General features: G+C 35.7%; 18 protein-coding genes. 7 read left to right on the top strand and 11 right to left on the bottom strand.

Annotated elements, in window-relative coordinates; all coding sequences use genetic code 11:
- Positions 1 to 45 precede the first annotated feature (45 nt).
- Positions 46 to 624, bottom strand: a complete 579-nt coding sequence (locus tag PXC01_RS06430) for a PhnA domain-containing protein (protein ID WP_276471498.1) — start codon at positions 622 to 624, stop codon at positions 46 to 48.
- Positions 625 to 795: 171 nt separating this feature from the next.
- Here PXC01_RS06430 and PXC01_RS18415 point away from each other — a divergent pair, with 171 nt between their 5' ends.
- From PXC01_RS18415 to tamL, 6 genes are all read left to right on the top strand, one after another.
- Entirely contained in the window at positions 796 to 1293 is a 498-nt protein-coding gene (locus tag PXC01_RS18415; RefSeq protein WP_338089451.1) for a GldL-related protein, read from the top strand.
- 87 nt (positions 1294 to 1380) lie between these two features.
- Positions 1381 to 1746: a BlaI/MecI/CopY family transcriptional regulator gene (locus tag PXC01_RS06420; protein WP_058104004.1), complete on the top strand. Its 366-nt coding sequence runs from the start codon at positions 1381 to 1383 to the stop codon at positions 1744 to 1746.
- Between the two features lie 2 nt (positions 1747 to 1748).
- On the top strand, positions 1749 to 3977 hold the full coding sequence (locus PXC01_RS06415) for a M56 family metallopeptidase (RefSeq protein WP_276471497.1): 2229 nt from the start codon (positions 1749 to 1751) through the stop codon (positions 3975 to 3977).
- A gap of 139 nt (positions 3978 to 4116) precedes the next feature.
- A complete protein-coding gene (locus PXC01_RS06410) occupies positions 4117 to 5220 on the top strand; it encodes a DUF4407 domain-containing protein (protein WP_276471496.1) in 1104 nt (367 codons plus the stop codon).
- Positions 5221 to 5836: 616 nt separating this feature from the next.
- Positions 5837 to 10813, top strand: coding sequence for a translocation/assembly module TamB domain-containing protein (locus PXC01_RS06405; protein ID WP_276471495.1), 4977 nt, complete (start codon positions 5837 to 5839; stop codon positions 10811 to 10813).
- Between the two features lie 46 nt (positions 10814 to 10859).
- Positions 10860 to 13145: a translocation and assembly module lipoprotein TamL gene (tamL, locus tag PXC01_RS06400; RefSeq protein ID WP_276471494.1), complete on the top strand. Its 2286-nt coding sequence runs from the start codon at positions 10860 to 10862 to the stop codon at positions 13143 to 13145.
- Positions 13146 to 13148: 3 nt separating this feature from the next.
- Here tamL and PXC01_RS06395 read toward each other — a convergent pair whose 3' ends face one another.
- The 10 genes from PXC01_RS06395 to PXC01_RS06350 form a co-directional block, all read right to left on the bottom strand.
- Positions 13149 to 14150: a metal-dependent hydrolase gene (locus tag PXC01_RS06395; RefSeq protein ID WP_276471493.1), complete on the bottom strand. Its 1002-nt coding sequence runs from the start codon at positions 14148 to 14150 to the stop codon at positions 13149 to 13151.
- A 209-nt stretch (positions 14151 to 14359) separates the two neighbouring features.
- Positions 14360 to 16132, bottom strand: a complete 1773-nt coding sequence (locus PXC01_RS06390) for a MutS-related protein (protein WP_276471492.1) — start codon at positions 16130 to 16132, stop codon at positions 14360 to 14362.
- An 85-nt stretch (positions 16133 to 16217) separates the two neighbouring features.
- Entirely contained in the window at positions 16218 to 16700 is a 483-nt protein-coding gene (locus PXC01_RS06385; protein WP_276471491.1) for an ExbD/TolR family protein, read from the bottom strand.
- Between the two features lie 4 nt (positions 16701 to 16704).
- Positions 16705 to 17322 carry an ExbD/TolR family protein gene (locus PXC01_RS06380; protein ID WP_276471490.1) on the bottom strand — a complete coding sequence of 206 codons (618 nt, stop codon included), beginning with the start codon at positions 17320 to 17322 and terminating at the stop codon, positions 16705 to 16707.
- Positions 17323 to 17450: 128 nt separating this feature from the next.
- On the bottom strand, positions 17451 to 17804 hold the full coding sequence (locus tag PXC01_RS06375) for an MmcQ/YjbR family DNA-binding protein (RefSeq protein WP_276471489.1): 354 nt from the start codon (positions 17802 to 17804) through the stop codon (positions 17451 to 17453).
- Position 17805: 1 nt separating this feature from the next.
- Positions 17806 to 18348: a GNAT family N-acetyltransferase gene (locus PXC01_RS06370; protein ID WP_276471488.1), complete on the bottom strand. Its 543-nt coding sequence runs from the start codon at positions 18346 to 18348 to the stop codon at positions 17806 to 17808.
- 10 nt (positions 18349 to 18358) lie between these two features.
- Entirely contained in the window at positions 18359 to 18718 is a 360-nt protein-coding gene (locus PXC01_RS06365; RefSeq protein WP_394332428.1) for a Dabb family protein, read from the bottom strand.
- Between the two features lie 54 nt (positions 18719 to 18772).
- On the bottom strand, positions 18773 to 19399 hold the full coding sequence (locus PXC01_RS06360; RefSeq protein ID WP_276471487.1) for a DUF4230 domain-containing protein: 627 nt from the start codon (positions 19397 to 19399) through the stop codon (positions 18773 to 18775).
- On the bottom strand, positions 19392 to 19751 hold the full coding sequence (locus tag PXC01_RS06355) for a DUF4260 domain-containing protein (RefSeq protein WP_058104020.1): 360 nt from the start codon (positions 19749 to 19751) through the stop codon (positions 19392 to 19394). The genes PXC01_RS06360 and PXC01_RS06355 overlap by 8 nt, the downstream gene beginning before the upstream one ends.
- A 2-nt stretch (positions 19752 to 19753) precedes the next feature.
- Positions 19754 to 20500, bottom strand: a complete 747-nt coding sequence (locus PXC01_RS06350) for a cyclase family protein (protein ID WP_276471486.1) — start codon at positions 20498 to 20500, stop codon at positions 19754 to 19756.
- 270 nt (positions 20501 to 20770) lie between these two features.
- On the opposite strand from PXC01_RS06350, the gene PXC01_RS06345 reads away from it, so the two are divergent.
- Entirely contained in the window at positions 20771 to 21061 is a 291-nt protein-coding gene (locus PXC01_RS06345; protein WP_276472114.1) for a GIY-YIG nuclease family protein, read from the top strand.
- The last annotated feature ends 213 nt before the right edge of the window (positions 21062 to 21274 follow it).

The raw sequence follows: 21274 nt of genomic DNA, 5'->3' as shown, positions 1-21274 counted from the left end.
TATTTTCTTGATGATAAATTGATGCCGAGAACCAATAACGAACAACTATATTTTTTTCACGTATTTAGTGATGATTACGGTAAGGTTAGGACCCACTTTGCCTTCAATATATTCAGCATTTTCCCTATCTAACGAAATTCGCCTTACTGCAGTACCTTGTTTGGCTACTTGACTAGAACCTTTAATCTTTAGGTCTTTCACCAATACAACACTATCACCATTTTGTAAGATTACACCATTGACATCACGGTGAATTATCTTCTCACTTTCTGCCAAACCTTCTCCCGTAGCCTTTGCCCAATCTAAAACCTCAGGTTCTAAATACATCATATCCAGCAAATCTTTGGGCCAACCTTCAGATTTTAATCTAGATAACATTCTCCACGCCACAACTTTAACAGAATCATACTCGCTCCACATACTGTCATTTAGACAACGCCAGTGATTAGCATCCATTTGTTCCGGGTCTTCAATTTGAGTACGACATGTTTCACATGCCAATATACTAGAATCAACCCCACTTATAGAAACTGGTTCAACTTCAAAAACCTCTAAGTTATTGGTTCCGGTACATAATTCACATGTGGAACCACTACGTGCTTCTAAATTATCTTTTACGCTCATTCTAGGTTGCTTTTAGGCTGCAAATCTAAACTTTTAAAAGGGAACAAATCATACCATAGCCTATTTGAAAACACTTAAAACTTTTATTCGCCGTTCTACATAGAAACCAAAGAAGTAAAACTTTTGATTACCAAGGAAAAAAGCAACCGATTTCTAAGACTAAACATTGCCATGGCATTAATTGCCATACTCTTTAAAATAATGCATTGGCCCTATGCTGAAATATTATTGGTTATAGCAGTTGGTGGTATCGCTATTTTCTTCATTATAGGGTTTTACAAGAAACCAATCAAAAACTGGTTAGATTATGCCAAGTTATTTTTATTAATTTCCTTTTTACTTCATTACTTATTTAGAGTTCTGCATTTAAATTATGGTTATATATTTTCCTATATTTTTAGAATAGCCTTGGTAATTTTCATCATTGCCTATATAAAAGATGTATTTTTCTCGAATGATAATTCCTCCACATTAGAGGAACAGCCCCCTACTTCAAAAAAGAAAATCATCAACATAGTTCTATATTCAATTGCGGTAATTTGTATTATTATTGGTGCTCAATTTAAAATTCTACACTGGCAATTTGGATTCATAAACGGAAACGTTCTGCTAGCCGCAGGTCTTATAGCTGCTGCCCTTTCTATTATATTAGGTTTTAAAAAATCTTAGTACACCCAAAAACGCATTTAACCTCTACATTTGTAGAATCAAATTATTTATTCTATGTTTGTAGAACAAATTCTAAACTTGTAGAAAATGCAGCTATCCAAATCGGAAGAAGAATTAATGAATATACTTTGGAAGCAAAAGAAAGCTTTCATGAAAGACTTATTGGATGCTTACCCAGAACCAAAGCCCGCTACCACTACTGTAGCCACCTTGTTGAAAAGGATGACCGATAAAAAGTTTATTGACTATAAAAGTTATGGCAGAAGCAGAGAATATTATCCGCTAGTTAAGAAAAAAGACTATTTCTCTAAACATGTAAACGGACTCATTAAAAATTTCTTCAACGATAGTGCCAGTCAGTTTGCATCATTTTTTACGCAAGAAACCAATTTAAGCAAAGCTGAATTGGAAGAATTGAAGAAATTAATAGACGTTGAAATAGAAAAGAAATAATTATGGAGATTTATCTTTTAAAATCTACGGCATGCATGGGCATTTTTTTAGTGTTCTATAAACTTTTGCTTGAAAAGGAAAGTATGCACCATTTTAAAAGATTCTTTCTATTAACTGCGCTTATTTTTTCTCTTATAATTCCACAGATTGTTTTTACCGAATATATAGAAGCAGAACCAACCCCTGCTGTCACTCAAGTTTTAACTATAAATGAACAACCAGAAATAACACCTATAGTTCATGAGATGAAAGAATCGCCCATGAATTGGTCCTTAATTCTTTATACTATTTATGGTTTGGGAGTTGCAATTTTTGGATTTCGTTTTCTTTATAACATTGCCAAACTATGGATCCGTGTTAGGCGCAATACCCAAATTAAATTTAATTTCTTGGTAAAAGTCTTGTTAAAAGAAGAATTACCGCCACATACATTTCTTCGCTATATATTTTTGAACAAGCAAAAATTTGAATCTAAGAGTATACCAGCCGCTGTACTATTACATGAAGAAACCCATGCTAAGGAGTGGCATAGTTTAGATGTTATTTTTATTGAATTGCTACAAGTTTTATTCTGGTTTAATCCGCTAATTTATCTATTCAAAAGAAGTATAAAACTCAATCATGAATTTTTAGCCGATAGTGCTGTAATCAAAGTACAAGAAAATCAATTACACTATCAAAACACTTTACTGTCGTACTTATCTAACGACAACTTTCACACGCATCAATCCGTTGGCATTGCAAATGCCATAAATTATTCATCAATCAAAAAACGATTCATCATCATGAAAAAACAAACATCAAAAAGAGGTATTTTAATTCGAAGTCTTTTAATTCTGCCCGTATTGACCATCATGCTTTATAGCTTCTCAAACAGAAAAGAAAAATTCATAAGCGATACACAAGCTTACCCCATAAATGGAGAATGGTTAAATGAAGAAAATGAATTAGAAATATTAAAAATTACCGCAGAAAATGAAAATTTGCTTTCGGGTAATTATCAAAATAACATTTTAAAATTTGAAAAAATAAATGGGCAATTTTATTACTCTGAGTTTGACAAAGAAAAACTCTTAGTCAAAACAAACCAGGAAGAAAAAACGATTCAATTTAATGGAAAAAAGTTTATCCGTAAAAAAAATAGTTTAAGAAATCAATTAAATGGTAAATGGTTAAGTGAACAAAACAATATAAAATTAATTGTTTCAGAATACGATATCTATATGGTTTTTGATCTTATAGAAGGAAAGAAAAAAGCTGTACGTTATTACCCTAAGAAACGTTCCAATAGTTATTATTTTACTTATGGTTATGAAGATTGGTCGTTTAAAATTGAAAACAACAAATTAGTTGACTCAAGAGGTAATTACTATAACCGACTTAGAGAAAATGAACAGTCAACAATCCCTAAGATAACCGTAAATATAAATAAAGAAGGGCAGTTGCTTGTACAAGATGAGTTAGTTGAATTAGAAGATTTGCAGAAACATTTATCTGAAATAAATTCTCATTTAACTATTAACCAGAGAAAACAAATTGTAAAAACAATAATAAAGGTTGTACCTGACAGCCCCAAAGAAGTAGTGATGAAAGTGGAGCAAGAATTACTTGCATACGGAGCAGCAACTATTGACATTCAGGAATACAACCCTAAAATCGATAAAAGAAAAAAAAGAGCAACATCTGTTCAAATGTCAAAATATGATGAGCTTGCAAAAAAATACAACCGTATGATAGCCGATGGTGGTAATATCCGCATCGTGAAATCTGATGTAGATCAATTAAAATATATTTACGAATTAATGTCCAAAGAGCAAAAAGAGAATGCAGAGCCATTCCCTGATTTCCCAGAGCCACCACCAGCTCCCAAAGCTCCAAAAGCACCGAATTCTTCAGATTATGCAGATAATCAAATTAAAGAAATCATTGAAAATCAAGACCCCTATAATCATTTGAACTTAAACATCAATGGAATAAAAGGAACATCCTCAAAAACGACTATGGAACTTACTAGTCCCACGGCACCCACTCCTCCTACTCCACCCTCTCCTCTTGACTACGCTATAGACATGGCAAAAAAAGGAGCAATATTTTATTTAGAAGGCGAAAAAATAACGTCTGATAAAGCGATCGACATACTTAAAAAGAACAAAGAATTGAACATGGAATCTCGTAAGAAACTTGGAAAGACTGAAGTAAGAATTACTACCGCACCTGTAACAATACGATAGACACAACGTCAAACATATGTTAAAGCCCTCTTTTCGAGGGCTTTTTACGTACCAAAAACAAAATAGTTACGTTCACCCAGTATACATCATCATCATCAACTTGCCAGCCGTATGGATGGTCAAAAAACGAATTTTCATCATGATTCAAAATTTCTTCATTCTTTGTTCTGGCGCCGACTCAGAACTTTTAAAAACATGTTCTAAAGGCGAACAAAACAAATACGCAGGTATTGGCGCTACAGTTTTCTTTACTGCGGTAATGGCATTTATAGCAAGTAGCTATGCTCTGTATACCGTATTTGACAATGTCTATGCCGCCGTATTTTTCGGACTCATTTGGGGACTTCTAATTTTTAACTTGGACCGTTTTATAGTATCGACCATAAAAAAACGAGGCAATTTTGGGCAAGAGTTTTTACAGGCAGTACCACGAATAGTTCTTGCCGTTATCATTGCTATCGTAATTTCAAAACCTTTGGAAATGAAGATTTTTGAAAAAGAGATCAATCAGGTTTTATTAGAGCAAAAGAATGACCTTACCCTTTCCAATAAAAATCAACTTGCCTTACAGTACACACCTAAGATAACGCAGTTAAATAACGACATCACCAACTTAAAATCTGAAATAGCCGAAAAAGAAAAAGAAACCAATGCCCTTTATGATATTTATATCAATGAAGCAGAAGGCACGGCCGGCACAAAGCTATTGGGCAAAGGACCTGTATATGCGGAGAAGCGCGAAAAACATGATGCCGCACTTGCTGAACTACAGGCATTAAAGACCGCTAATGCAGAAAAAATTACAGATTTAGAAGCCCAAATAACGGCATTGAATGCAGATTATGCAGACGTGGTGAAAAACTCACAACCTATTATTGATGGTTTTGACGGATTAATGGCACGAATTACGGCTCTAGATGAATTACCATGGATGCCATCATTTTTTATATTTCTACTCTTCTTAGCTATTGAAACTTCGCCCATAATTGCCAAATTAATGGCTCCTAAAGGTGAGTACGACATTAAATTGGAAGAAGAAGAAAGTGTATTAGCTTCATGGGTTGCCCAAAAGTTGGCACAACGTAAACTAATAGTTGCTACAGATGGTGAAATCAATCAAAAAATTTATGAAGATTTAAAGGGTGAAGAAGAGCTATACGGATACAAAAAGAAAAAAGCGGAAGAATTGCTGCGCTTACAGGCAGATAGTTTCCATAATGTACAAACCAAAGGATTAAAATAGGAAAAGACCAATATTTCTATTGGCCTTCATTGATTTGGGGGAACTACCTGAACAACTTTTTCACACGACTGCAGCCTCTAAAATTAATTCTGAACCCGTAACATTATAGGCACAAATTTCAAAAATTTCTTCCTCGGTGACAGTTTCAAAATAACCGAAGCACTTTTTTGTGTGAATTAGTTTTTTCATTTGTTTGAGTACTAGTAATTTTTTGAGTTAGTCAATAATTACACTCCAAAGGTACCTCATCAATGCAGCTTAAATCGTTGATAATTGCCAGAATAAAACAAAGTGTAGACCAATGGACCTAAAGTGTAGATGAACTAATTTTATTTTACCTAATTTCATGAATCATTAGCTAAGATAAATTCATCCCATATGTTTTATGGATAATCTTATTAGTAAATAAGCTAATTTTATATACTGGTAAATTTAACTTTGTCCAGTAATGGCATCACTTAAAGAAACCAAGAAGAAGAAAAGAAGGTTTTACAACCTTATGATCATCATAGTCCTACTGCTTATAATTGCTACAGGTTTTATGGCACAGCTGGAATCGTAACATGTTCTAGTTTAAAGATTGAATGACTGTATTCAATATTATATTGTTTTCCTTATGGCCAACGAAAATCTGAAATTCAAAAAATACCTAAAGCGCATTGGAAAAATTCTCCTTGGGCTAATTTTCCTATTTTTTGTTTTGGTCCTGATAGTACGGACACCTTGGGCACAAAATGCCATTGTATCTAAAGTTACCAATTATATTTCTAGCAAAACACATACTAAAGTAGAAGTTGGCAAATTGTACATTACCTTTTCTGGTGATATACAAATAGAAGGTGTTTATCTGGAAGATGTTAAGGGAGATACCCTATTCTATTCAAAATCGTTACAAGCGGACATTCCAATATACCCTGCCATTTTTAAAAATGAAATTTCAATTGATGATGTTATATCTAAAGGTGTTGTTGCCAAAATAATTAGGGAGAACAACCCAGATGTTTTCAACTTTACGTTCTTAATAGATGCACTGACTACTACGACAGATACGACCGCTACTACTGGTGAACCCATGAATATAAATGTTGGCAGCCTAGATATCACTGATTGGAAATTGAATTATTCCGATGCCTATCTTGGAACGGATATCAACCTTATACTTGGTCAATTAGATATTGACGTATCGGAATTCGACTTGAATTCCATGAAATTCTCTTTGGATGATTTTAAGTTGAGTAATACCCAACTCCAGTACGTTCAATCTCATGAATTCCCAATAACCGAAGACACCACAAGTACAGCTCTACCACATATTGAGGTGGAAGATTTTAATGTAAATAACGTAAATATCACCTACAACAGTCAGCCAGGCGGTTTACAGACCCAGTTAAAACTTGGTACCATTAAACTTACAGAAATACTGGCAGATGTATCCAAAAATAGATATGAGACAGATGACCTTGTTCTTCATGATACACAAATAGATATAAAACTAAGGAGTGAAGATACTGAAATAACTACCACCAATACAGCTGAATTTGAATGGCCGGAATTCATCATTGCGGCTAACGATATAGACCTTGCCAAGAACACATTCAGTTATTCCACAAAAGGCAACCAGCAAAGCACGGAAAGCTTCAACCCCAATGCATTTAAAATTGAGCAGTTACAACTACTTTCCAAAAATTTAGAATATCGCCCAGAGCAGTTCAATTTAGATGTTTCTAAATTCTCCTTCTCAGAACCTAGCGGTATACATTTAAATCAATTAGCCTTTAAAGCTGGCTTAAACAATACCAAGGCATCACTGTCAGATGTCGTTTTTCAAATAAACAATAGTTCTGCAAATGCAGATATTAATGTACAGTTCAATTCGTTGAAAGATGCATTGGAAAATCCTGAAAAAAGCACCCTAACCGCAAACATTGCCGATCTAAATTTAGAGCTTGGCGACCTCTTAAAAATTCAACCGGAGCTTGCCCAAAATCAATATCTAGATTCCTTATCAAAACATCCTTTTACCGGTCATTTAAAGGCAAGAGGAAACCTAAGAAAAGTTGATGATCTCAGTACAGAAATACAATGGGGGCCAGACACATATCTTGTGGCAAAAGGCAGTATTGAAAATCTAATCCAAGCAGATATACTTTTTTATAATTTGAACAATATTAGCTTTAAAAGCAATAAAACTGCTATAGACAAATTAATATCCTCCAAGGAATTAGGAATTTCTATACCTAAAACCATTGTAGCCGAAGGCAGCTTATCTGGTGGAACTAGCTGGGTAAAACCAAACATGGCCCTAAAAATTCCAGAAGGGAATGCAAGTATAAATGCCCTTGTTGACTTTGGGGAAATCATGAAATTTGATGGTACCGTTTCTATAGACAGTCTTCAACTAGGGCAACTGTTACAGAACGATCAGTTAGGTGAAATTTCATTGCAAATAAATGCTAATGGCTCTGGTAACGAAACAAGCAATTTAGATGCCAACATAACCGGTAACATTTCGCAATTTCAATACGGCGGTTACAGTTATAAGGCGATTGATATTGACGGTATTCTAAATAATGGCAAGGGTAACATATCCGCAAATATCAACGACCCCAATTTGAATATGGATGCAGGTGCAACTTTGCTTCTTACATCTAATGACAATGATATTCAATTTACTTCAAATATTATTGGGGCAGATTTAAAAGAGCTTGGACTTACAAAGGAAAACATTAAAGTTGCCGCTAATATAAATGGTGATTATACCGGCACGCCATCCAATTTTACGATTAACACCGCTATTGATGATGGTATTGCCGTAGCGGATAACGAGCAATATCAAGTGTCAACCATCATTCTAAAGGCACATGTTGAAGATACCATAACCGACGTTTCCGTACAAAGTAATTTCTTGAACGGTCAGTTGGCATCCAATGCATCGCCTAGTCGTATTACCAACGCATTAAAAAAACAATTGGAACACTATTTCTCAACAGACGACACCGTCTATGAGGTCGAAGATACTATTGAAGCAAAACTGGCGATTGCCATAATACCAACACCGGTATTGTCTAAAGTATTTTTTAACGGAGTAGAAGATTTAGATTCCTTGAATATAGATGCCAGTTTTAATTCTAAAAAGAGAAAAATTTCCGCTCAAGTGAAAGTACCGCACATATCGTATGCCGGTAGTTCTGTAGATAGTTTAAATGCCTATGTAAAAGGAGATTCTGTAGACCTGAAATTTTCTGCAGGCCTTGCAGATTTAATTTACGAACCCATTCATCTTAAACAAACCTATTTAGAAGGTAGCTTAAAGAATAAAGAATTATTACTTGATTTCAATTCAAAAAATGACACGGTACAGGTCATGCACATAGCATCTGGTCTAGTATTCCAAAAAGATACTTTAAAACTCCATATTGATCCAGAAGATTTAATCCTTAATAAAAAGCAATGGGAAATTCCAGAGGATAATTCTATAGTGATCAGTGAATCATTTTCAGATTTTGAAAAAGTAATCTTTACTCGAAATTCTCAAAAGATGGAGATATCCAATACATTTCCAAAGATGGATACGGAACATATTGGAATCCTGTTCGAGAATTTTCAGTTACAGACATTTCTCAGTTTTTTCAATCCTGATGAAGCCTTGGCAAAAGGTAAGGTAGAAGGCGATTTTGTAATTATTAATCCCTACACCGCGTCTGGGCTTGTTGCCAATTTAGATATCAAAGATTTTCAGGTACTTCAAAATCCGTTAGGCACCCTTACCCTTGATGCAACTTCCAAATCGTTATCAGAATATGACTTTGACCTCGCCCTAAAAGACGGTGGTGCAAAGCTTAATTTAACCGGAGATTATACCGCAAAACAAAATACCGCCTACCTGAATATGGAACTGGATATTCAAAAGCTGGAAGCCAGTATAATAGAAGGATTCTCATACGAACAATTGACGAATGCAAAGGGTTATCTAGACGGAAGCTTATTGGTAAAGGGTACCCTGGCAGAACCAAAATACTCGGGCAGAATAAACTTTAATGATTTTAGCTTAGCTTTGGCGGCCTATAAGTCTACGTTTACCATAGATGATCAATTCATAGATATTGATCAAGACGAAGTAAGCTTTAATTCCTTTGCCATAGAGGACATTAATCAAGGTGCATTGACTATAGACGGTACCGTTTACACAGAGAGTTTTGTCAACCCAAGTTTTGACCTAACGGTGAAAACAGATCAATTTAGAGTGTTAGATTCCAAAAAAGGAGATGATGAATTGGTCTATGGAATTGCAAGTATAAAAGCAGATGTAAAAGTACAGGGAGATTTAGAACTACCCGTTATAGATGGCAGGTTACGCATTCGCGATATTACCGATCTAACTTATGTTGTACCTCAAGACCAATTGGACATTCAGGAGCGAGACGGTGTTGTCATTTTTGTAAACAGGGAAAACCCTGATGCCATACTTACAAGATCAGATGAAGAAACTACGAATTCTTTCTTTGCCGGCATGGATATCAATACGGTTCTAGAAATAGGGAACGAGGCTAAATTCACCATTGTACTTGATGAAAAAACCCAAGACAAGTTGCAGGCATCCGGTAACGCTACATTGAATTTGAACATAGATCCAAATCAAGACATAAGACTATCGGGCAGACTAGAATTGAACTCGGGCTTTTACAGAACCAGTTTATACAACTTGGTAAGCCGCGAATTTCAATTACAAAAAGGTAGCAGTATTGTATGGAGCGGTGACCCATTCGATGCCAAAATGGACGTAACCGCTATTTATGAAATAGAGACATCTGCTTCTTCATTAATGTCTTCCATTAGTTACGGAACGGACAGCAGTGTTTCTGGCTCCTATGCACAGTCTACACCATTCTTGGTATATTTAAACATAGATGGGCAGCTTATGCAACCAGAACTCTCCTTCGCCCTGGACATGCCAGAAAATGCGCAGGGTAACTTTGGTGGTGCCGTGTACAGTCGTATTCAACAATTGAACGAGCAAGAATCCGAATTGAACAAACAGGTCTTCTCGCTCTTGGCACTTAACCGTTTTTATCCTACCACAGGAAGTGATGGTAGTAGTGGTGGCGCTGTAACTATAGCCCGAAACAACGTAAACAAAGTTCTTTCTAACGAACTTACTTCCATTTCCAATAAATTATTGGGCAATACAGGTTTTGAGTTCGGTTTTGACTTGGACAGTTTTGAGGATTACGAAAGCGGAAGCGCCCAAAGTCGTACCCAATTGAATATCAATGCCAGCAAAAGACTATTTAACGATCGGTTGATCGTTACCGCAGGTAGCGCAGTAGATGTTGAAGGAAGTGCATATTCCAGCGAAAGTGAAACACCATTGATCGGTAACGTAACCTTGGAGTACCTATTGAGTGAAGAAGGCACGTACAGACTAAAGGGGTTTAGAAAACAAGAGTATCAAAATATTATTGACGGTCAACTTATAGTAACGGGTTTAGCTTTTATCTTTAATCGCGAGTTCAACAAATTCAGTCAATTGTTCAGTCCGCTGAAAAAAGAGAATAAACCGTCTAAAAAAGACACGAACAAAAAAGAAGAATAACGGCACATTGAAAACGAACAACTGCACATATAGAACTTTAATTTGTTTGGCATTTTTGCTGATATATTCATGCGGCATTGAAAAATATATTCCTGAAGGAGAGCAACTGTACACCGGTGCCGAGCTTGAGTTACTTTCCGAAGGTGAGATACATGACAGTAAAGAGGTAAAGGCCGAATTATTAAACCTTATTGAACCTAACCCGAATACCACATTTTTAGGCATGAAGCCTGCCCTATTTTTTCATTACAAGGCGCAGCGAGAAAAACCAGGGTTTCTATATAAATTTCTGAATAAATCTTTTGGGGAAGAACCGGTATATTTTTCTGAAGTAAATACAGACCGTGTAGAAGAATTGATTTTAAACCGCTTGGACAATAATGGATTCTTCTATAGCAAATCATCTTCTGAAGTAGTCAACAACGACAAATTCGCTTCGGTCAATTATACGGCCAGTATGCCGCAGCCCTATGTTTTGGAAAACTATCATCTTGAATCTGACTCATTGCCCATTTATAAAGAAATAGAAAAAATGCTCCCGGAAACCTCTTTGGCAAAGGGAGATAGATTTGATTTAGATTTACTGAAGGCCGAAAGAGCAAGATTAAACAATGGATTAAAACAAAAAGGGTTTTACAACAGTCAAGAAGATATACTCATTTTTGAGGCAGATACCAATCAATATAAAAACAGAAAATTTGACCTTTTTCTTAGACTAAAAAAAGATGTTCCCGCGCGGGCATCAATTCCGTACACTATTGATTCCATTACCGTTTACCCCAATTACACCATTGAAGGTGACACACTGCCCTTAACTGAAGAAAATGTAACCCAAATAGACAGTATTGATTTTGTACAGAATGAGCTATACTTTAAACCAAAGCTTTTGGAATCCTATCTATTATTCAATGAGGGCGACCTTTACAATGCCGATGTTTCCAAACAAACAAGCAATAGGTTATCTGCATTGGGCAGTTACAAATATGTAAACATACAATACACGGAACTGGATACTACGGCTACCGATGGTAATGGCGGTTCATTGGCAGCAAGCATTTACTTGGCTCCATTGACCAAACGCTCCATTAGGGCAGAAATACAGGCCGTATCAAAATCTAACGGATTCACCGGTCCCGGTATTCTTCTAAGCCATACCAACAGAAATGTGTTCAACGGTGGTGAAACCTTTAGTGTTTCCGCCAATTTTAGTTATGAATCGCAATTATCAAGCGGCAGTAATTCCAGTTTAAGCAGTATAGCAGGTGGTATAAGTGCCGATCTAGTAATACCCAGGTCCATACCGTTTTCACCCAGTAGGTTCCAGTATGCCGTACCTAAAACAAAAATATCTTTAGGTTACGATTTTTTACAGCGTAGCCAATTGTTTACCTTAAGTTCTGTAAATGCATCTTTTGGCTATACCTGGCAAGAAAACCAATACGTATACCACACCCTAGACCCTATCAGCATAAATTACTCAAGGCTATCAAATGTAACCGATGAGTTTCAGGCAATTTTAGACGACAATGAATATTTGAGTCAAAGTTTTGAGCAGCGTTTTATAGCAGGATTGCTCTATAGTTTCACCTATGACGAAGTATCCAAACTTAGCAAAGAGGCTCCTATTTACTTTTCAACCAACTTTGATATTGCCGGTAATATGCTAAATCTTATTAGCGGTGGTTCAGAAACTATTTTTGGCTCTACATACGCCCAATATGCAAAAGCCGATGCAGATTTAAGACTGTACCTACGTTGGAAAAAGGAGCGCACTTTGGTATCCCGTGTTTATGCAGGTTGGGGCGTTCCATACGGCAATAGTTCAACATTACCCTTTGTTAAACAGTTTTATTCCGGCGGTCCATATAGCGTTAGAGCGTTTAACATCCGTTCTTTAGGACCCGGTAATTTTAATGCGGAAACAGAAAATGCCACTACCGATTATTTTGACCAATCCGGTAACCTTAAGCTAGAAGCTAATGTAGAATATCGATTTCCACTTTTTTCCTATCTAAAAGGCGCTTTTTTTGTTGATGCGGGTAATGTGTGGCTGACCGGTGATTACTCTGAACTAGAAGAAGACCAACTGAACAGCAGTTTTTCCGAAACACTTTTTACAGATGGTAAATTTGAAAAAGACTGGCTTACCGAGGTTGCTGCGGGAGTAGGGTTTGGTTTACGATTAGATGTTCAAAACTTTGTTATCCGCCTTGATCTTGCGTCTCCATTAAGAATTCCGTACGAAGCTAAAAACGAGCGATGGAACGTACCTTTCTTTGGAAATGCCGATAATAACATGACCTTAAACTTTGCTATTGGCTATCCTTTTTAACACCTAATTTCCCCACATACGCTTCCAAAGGGTAGTCATCAGTCGTTTTGCATCCCGTTTAAATTTAGGTCTTTCTTCCACAATGAGATCTCCCCCATTGGGCACCAGTTTATAACTGAAGGCAAATTGGGTTTCGTTTTCATCTAAACTTATGAGTCCAAATCTTAAATCATTGAAATAAAGGTCCCCTTCTCTTTCTGTAATGGTATACCAGCCTTCTGTTATTTTAATAAGTCGTACTATCTTATCATTATCCGCCCATTTACCCAACAGTTCATGATTCTTTGGAAATGCAGAAAATGAAACATCCTTAGTATCAAAAAAAGAATACTCTCCCATCAAATACGTATCTTCAGTATCTATATTCGCCATCCATAATACCGTATTCAATGGCGCCGGGCGTGTATTCGTATCACTGTAAACAATACCTTGTTCCATTAAGGCATTCTCAAATCTTTGAAAAGCGATTCCTTTTAAAACAAGGGTAAATAGCAAATATGCTGTACTAATGGCAAGCCCTAAATGAACATATTTTTGACGTTTAACGGAAGTTCTTTTTTTGAAAATTGCCATAATCAAAAAAATGATAAAAGGAATAGTGTATAAAGGGTCTATTACGAAAATGCTTTGAAATGCCAACCGCGTTTTAAAGGGCCAGAACAATTGTGTTCCCCAAGTGGTAAAAGCATCTAATAATGGGTGAGTGAACAATCCCCAGAACATTAACCATGACCATTCTCTCCAGGTAGCAGATTCTTTCCTGTTTATCTTCCAGACCAACCACCCGAACACAGGAGCAAAAAGCACAGAAAAGAATATGGAGTGACTAAAACCCCTATGCCATTCCGTTGCTGTAACCGTATCAAGGAAATAACGCGTAATAACATCTAAATCTGGTATGGTACCGGCAATAGCTCCATACAACATTGCCTTATTACCCACTTTTTTACCAAGCACGGCTTCACCAACGGCTGCCCCTAGTACTATTTGTGTTAATGAATCCATGTGATATCTAGCCCCCAAAGGGGGAATTAATATTCAAGTTCAAACTCAAAAAACAAGTTCAAACGCAAACATTTTTTGTTGTTTGTTGCTACTAACAATAGAATACCTGAAATATATACGTTTCTTATCATTATTGTAAACAACTAATTTACTTCTATTTTGAGCTTGTGTTTGTTTTTTGTATTTGTATTTGTATTTGTATTTAAAAGCTACTCAATAATCCCCATCTTTTTTAACAGGAAAGAAGCGTTCATATTTTGGCATATACCATCTTTGAACGTATAATCAAAATACAATTCGTTATCTATGATTTCAGCATCAAAATAATGGTTTTTAACCGCATTATATTCATTGGCGACTTCACATAGACTAAGATCGTGAGTGGCTATAATCCCTGTAGATTTACTTTTCACCAAGCGTTCCACAAACTTTCGTGATCCTAATGCCTTATCAGTACTATTGGTTCCTTTTAAGATTTCATCCAGTACAATAAAGTAACGGTCAACTTGTATTTCATCTACTATATAACGTAAGCGTTTTAACTCAGAAAAGAAGTAAGACTCATCATCTGTCAATGAATCTGTAGTACGCATGCTCGTTATTAATTTTATAGGGGAATAACTGACCTCTTGGGCACATACGGGCAAACCAACATTCGCCATCATAATCTGCAAGGATACCGTTCTTAAAAACGTACTCTTACCTGCCATATTAGCTCCTGTGATAATAAAGAACTGTCCGCCCTCTATAGTAATATCATTCAAGATACTTTTCTTGGGATCCAATAAGGGGTGACCTGCGTTTTTAGAATTCAACACCACCTCATCATCAGTAATTGTAGGATACGTAAAATTTGGATGGTTAAAAGCAAAGTTCCCTAAACTGTTATAAGCATCAAAAAATGCGATAGTATTGAACCAGGTTTCCACGCTTTTACCGTGTTCTTCGATCCATTTTTCAACTGCCAGACAATCGGTTAACGAACGAAGAAAAAATCCGTTAGCAAATATTAAATACAATAGATTATTATTACGGTCTAGATTGCTCAATAACGAAGCAAATTTCTTTAACACCTTAGAATTTTGCTCCCCATTACTTAAAATATTCGCCTTCTGCCTCTTTAATAAATTTGATGTGAATTCAGTCTCTTCAATCATAGCCAATAGCTGATTGTACTGATCAAAGGTAGACTTCATTTTTGTGGCACTTTGACCTAAATTGGTTACTTTTTTAGTAAACAAACCAACAATGACCATCCCTAAAACCAGCCATGTTATCAACACTGATTCTGGTAGGTAATCCAAAAAGTACGCTATGAATATAGTTACTGAAATAATAGAAAATACGGAAGGAATAAATTTCATCGCCTTTGGCACAAAGGGCTTATAGTTCTTTAACCAAGTAGCGATAGTATGTGTAGAAGTTTCTGTTTTCGTCAATGCTGCCATGGCTGAAAACTCTTGCCTCCAATCTACTTTCTCCGCTATCTTGGCAATAGCTTCTTGTTTTTCCTTTATCTCATTTATGGAATTTTCCTTATAGATATCTGCCAACAACAAGCTACCCTCGGCAAGTTTTGTTCTGTTGGAAACTTGATAAAAAGAACCTTCGCCAAAAAGATCAATATCTTGACTGAAATAATGAATATCGTCAGCAAATTCCTTTCCGTTGGGAAGGTTAGAATAATCCCTATTCAACACCTGTAACTCTACCGCATTAATTTCCTTTAATGCCTCTAATTTTGATTTTTGATGTTTAAGATTAGTGTATTTGCTCACCAAATACAAGAACAACGGTATACCCACACATAATACACCAATGACATATTTAGCATCTACAGATGCGAAATATATGGCAACAATGGTCCCAAGAAATATAAGCAAACGAAGTATACTGAACGTATATAACTGTTTGGTCAGTGCCTCGATCTGTTTTTCAAAACCGTTTACTTTAGTGGTATAAAACTCTTGTAAATTATTCATTCATATAAACCTATTAAAAAGGTAAAGATAACCTTAGAAAATGGTTTCTATAAATGGAAAGTAGTTTTATAATACTCATTTCTTGCTATAGATTATCTGTAACGGCGCCCTCATAAGTAGTGTAATTTATTTTCAGAAGATTCACCATACGTAGTTGACTTTTCAAATCTTCTATAATACCCATTTTAACTCCTACATCAGCTTTTATAGAAACTGTTGCCACACTTCTTAAATGCTGTGGCATTGACGATAAAGCTTGTAGCGCATAATCACCAACTTCGTCTACGGTAATAAATTTATTATCCATTTGAATTCTTGGTTCATCACCTAAATTGGTCTTGGCTTCTGAAGTAGGTTTGCCTACATAAATTTCAATCACCCGATCTTTCTTATCCAATTTTTCCGTTTCGGTTGCCGTTGGCAGCGTATTCTCAACCAATAAATTTTGATTCTTCATAACGGTAACCGTCATAAAGAAAAAGAGAAGAATAAAAACGATATCTGGCAATGATGCTGTTGATACTGGAGGTAAGCTTTTACTAGATCGGTATTTGTTAAATTTTATCATGGTCTTAGTTATTTACGGTTTCTGGTTCTAAAATTTTCTGCGGATAGAGCGCTCTTATAATTTCAAGTCGTTCTTTTAAAATCTTCTTTTGATCTTCACTAATTTCATCATTGTAATAATCAGAATAAATGGTTTCATAAGTGGTATTGAACAAACGAAGACTTTCTCTATTACGAAGAAAATTATAAGCCCCTATTACTTCATTTTGCACCGACACATAGACAGGATAGCTACTATTACGTTGTGTTTTAATGGAAATGATAGCCTTATCCGGATTCTCTGATGAATTTGCAAGCCGATTACCTTTGCAATATGTACAATACCCTTCGTTTTCAATTGACATTCCCCCATTATCAATGAAAGCAATTATTTTCTCTCTAAGATTAGTAGGCTTTATAATATCATCTTCAGCCATGATAAGGTCAACATCGTTAATACTGATTTCAAAAAGGTTTCGCTCTTTGATATCAACAGTGTTGTCCGTAATATCCGGAGGCATTGAACGGTTAATTCCCGCATCATTTTCTATAGAAGTAGTGACCAAGAAAAAAATGAGTAATAAAAAAGCGATGTCTGCCATTGACCCGGCATTTACTTCTTGAGGTAATCTATGGTTTTTCATAAACAGTGGTTTTAAACACTATTAAGTACTACAAACCAATATAAATTAAAAAGTTAGAATGAGGGAATGGTTGCTTTGGGTGAGGGAATGGGACCTACTAGTTTAATGTTTAGTCAAATAAACAACGACTACAACCCCTCCAACTCCGCCTTAATCTTTTTCGTCAATTTAGAAACTACCAAATCGTACGAATGGTCAATAAGCTCTTTTGTTAAGTCTTTAGAGATGCTATCAAGGTAGACCGTATTCCAATGTTTTTTGCTCAGGTGCCAGCCTTCTATAATACCATCATGTTCTTCACGAAGTTCTATAGCCCTATCAGGATCACATTTTAGGTTAATACGCAAAGGCACATGATCCAAACCACATAAGGCGAACATCTTGCCCATTACTTTGAATACCAGGGTAACCTCATCAAAAGGAAAAGATTCTGTAACACCCTTTTTCGCTATGCAGTATTCCCGGTATTCTTCAACATTCATTTTATGATTTTTTGGCTTTTACATTTTCTAAAAACGCTGAGGCATTTTGCCAATAATATCTGATTTTTAAAAAAGTCTTATCTCCAATATCATTAGACTCAACAGTTTCCATAGCAACGCCACCTATTTTTTCATAATAGGAAATCGCAGCGGCGTTGGTATCTAAAACCCATAGGTAAAAACCATTTTCACTTTTCCGCGTTAGGATTTCTTCCGCTAAAGCGGCCATTAATTTTGTACCTACACCTTTGCCTTGAGTATGTAAGCTTACATGTAAATTATCCAGTAAGGTACCGTATTGGGCATCATGATTAAAATAGGCACACATAAAACCCAAAAACTCGTCATCCTCCTCCGCTATAACAACAAATTGATTATCTGACGGATTTTCAAAGCGCTTTTTCCATTCAATCAATCTATTATCGAATGCCTGATGATCTAAAAAATGATCACTAAAGGAGTCTCTATAATTTTGCTGCCAGCTTACGGAATGTAACGTTGCAATGTTATCGACATCAACTTTAGTAGCCTTTCTAAAAACCATAATATCGATCTTAGATTCCTGTGGAATCGTAAACGATTACCTTGGACCATAGCTTTTCCGACTCTTCTATAAACAGTTTATGAGGAGCCTCATCTTGATAGGCTTGTTGAGATTCCGCAGAATCAAAACTTACGATCAATGAATAGGTAAAAGAACCATCTACTACATCTCTACTAGCCTTTGGAGGAGTGCCAATAAATTTTGTCTTCGCATAACCAGAGTTATCTAAAAATTTACGCAAAGAAGTTTCAAAAGCGGTTCTGTCTGCTTGATTATCAGGGTTTTTCAACCAAAAAAATACAGTATGGGAAAAATTAGCATCAAATTCTGTCATTTTATCATCATTTTGACCAAAAGTTACAGTGGTCATTAGTGTTATTACAAGGATACAAATTACGTTTTTCATTTTAAAATTCATTTTTAATTACTGTTTTTCTTCTAATAGTTCTATTTGTTTTTGTGGAATTTTTAGGGCCGTATAATCAAGTGTCCACCCAATAGTTTCCACAATTTTTTCCATGATCAAAACGGTTTGCAAGGCTTCTTTTCTGGCCGTATCCATCAATCCGCTTTCCGGTATTTTCTCTCTAATGTGACTCTTGGCTTCTGCGTTCAACTTTGTAAGATCATCAGGTGCAAAAAAGTTGAAAAATCCGCTTTTAATATCATAAAACTCCAATTCTGGTTCAATACTCAAAACTTCTGGTTGAGGAAAATTATCAAGAATAATTGTTTTTTTACCCTCATCTGCATGCATTAGTATTTTACTTAGATCATAACCAATATGGGCCTTCGCTTTTATAACAACAAGTGCTTTCTTTTTACTGCTTACCAAACTCATGAAATCCTTTACATTTTCATATTTGTAGATTTCGGCAAATTCGCCTTCTACGGAGATCAATTTGCAAACGCTTTTCATTTTTTCTAACAACACGGTAGATTGGTGTGTTGTTATCTCTTTACTTTTCTTGCTCTTAAAAAAATTAAAGAGCCAATACATACCAATGGCCCCTAGAACCAGACCTAGAATCGTATCAAAAATATTATCCATTTTTATTTCCTATTTCGCCTAAATGCGTAAACTTAAACCCTTTATCGTATTTAAGTCCGTAACCAAAGATACGGTCCATAGCCGTATGTATAAAAAGAATTGTACCTATTAATTGAACAATGGGTAGCATAAAGTAAATACCCACAAAATATAAAAGCACGGCAAAACCCCTGTGATGAAATAGGTTATAGGACATTGCCCCAATTTTTGCACCCAATAAATAACCTAACATAGAAACATCTGGAGTAAGTATCAAAACCGGCAACCACCACCATTGATAACCTAATAGACCAAACATAAAAATACCAAGAACCATTAAGGCGAGTTCCTCTAATTTCAGTAGATTTTTCATAATCATTCAATTTTATAAAGCACAGGTCTGCTTGGGCTGGCATCATTTTCAAAAGGTGCCACCTGTAGATTTAAAAAGTATGAACCGTCAACAATCGATTCCGGAACATAAATAAATTCTGTAATCGTTGCATTTAATCTTACTTCCCCATTAAAATTCCAAAAGGCCTTGTGTGCCAAAAGAGCACCGTTGTCCTTTTCTTTATCTACAGAAGGTAAATCTATTAGTAAATGTTCAACACCAAGTTCTCTCAAAAACACCATGGCATCTTCTAAAATGTATGGCGGATTACTATTGGAGTACTGTCGGTTTAATTTCATAGCTGTATTGGGCAAAGTTCTTATCACCAATGCGCTAGGAGCTGTTCCCCCTAATGCTTTTTGTAACTGTTCTTTAGTAATGACCAAATCTTGGTTTTTCTCTATCGGTGTTATCGTAATTACCTCAGCTAGAAAGAAAAACTGTTGTAAATATTTGTTTACAGATTGATGTTCAGCTGATATATGCCCTACACATTCAGTATGCGTACCATGCGAATGGGGATTAAACCAAATATCATAAAAGTTAGTACTGGCACCTGCAGGAATACTACCCACAAAATCCTTATCCCGATGCGGTTCTATTTTGGGAGCATCAATATACCATGCGTTGACATTATCCTTTTTACTGGTTATGGCAATAGAAATATCCAATGGTTTAGACAGGTCAATTTGATATTGGTTAGCATTGTGGGTAATGGTAGTTTTCATTCTAATTATGCTCAAATTACAAGGTTGTTTTGAGATAAGAAATTTACGACTTTTTGTGGGTATATGAAGAAAGGATAATAGAAGAGGGCAGTTATCGTGTTCCAATACTGTTCTCGATACATTTTCTTGCAGAAAACACTCGAACTGACAGTTCGTTTTATTTCACCTTCTTAATTTAATGTTACCATGTTACTTCGAGTGAATTTTTGAGGCACGAGTAAATTTGTATCGAGAACTTTTTTGTTACTATCTAAATCGTATATTGAAAATGTGTTAACTTACTATGTTTATATATTAGAATGTGCTGACAACAGCTTTTATACCGGAATAACTTCTAACCTAACTCAAAGGTTAGAATCTCATCAATCTGGAAAATATAAGGATAGTTACACAAGTAAGAGAAGACCTGTAAATCTTGTTTATTATTGTGAATTCACTGATCCTAATTTGGCGATAGAGACCGAAAAACGAATAAAAAAATGGTCTAAAGCGAAGAAGAAAGCCTTGATAGCTGGGGAATATGAAAAATTACCGAATCTTGCGAAAAAGAAATTTCGGTAAAACGAGAGACCTTTATGTTCCAAACCTGTTCTCGATACAATTTTTCATTTCCGTTTTACTCCAATAAAAAACCACTCGAACTGACAGTACGTTATACTTCAACCTTTACAAACAATTTATTTTAAGCACCAATGTCACTTCGAGTGAATTTCGAGGCACGAGGAAATTTGATTGCCCGCCGTTGAGGAGGGTATCGAGAAGCTCGCGTGTTCG

This window comes from Maribacter huludaoensis, assembly GCF_029350945.1.
Lineage (GTDB): Bacteria > Bacteroidota > Bacteroidia > Flavobacteriales > Flavobacteriaceae > Maribacter > Maribacter huludaoensis.
This window is presented reverse-complemented; position numbering and strand designations above follow the sequence as displayed.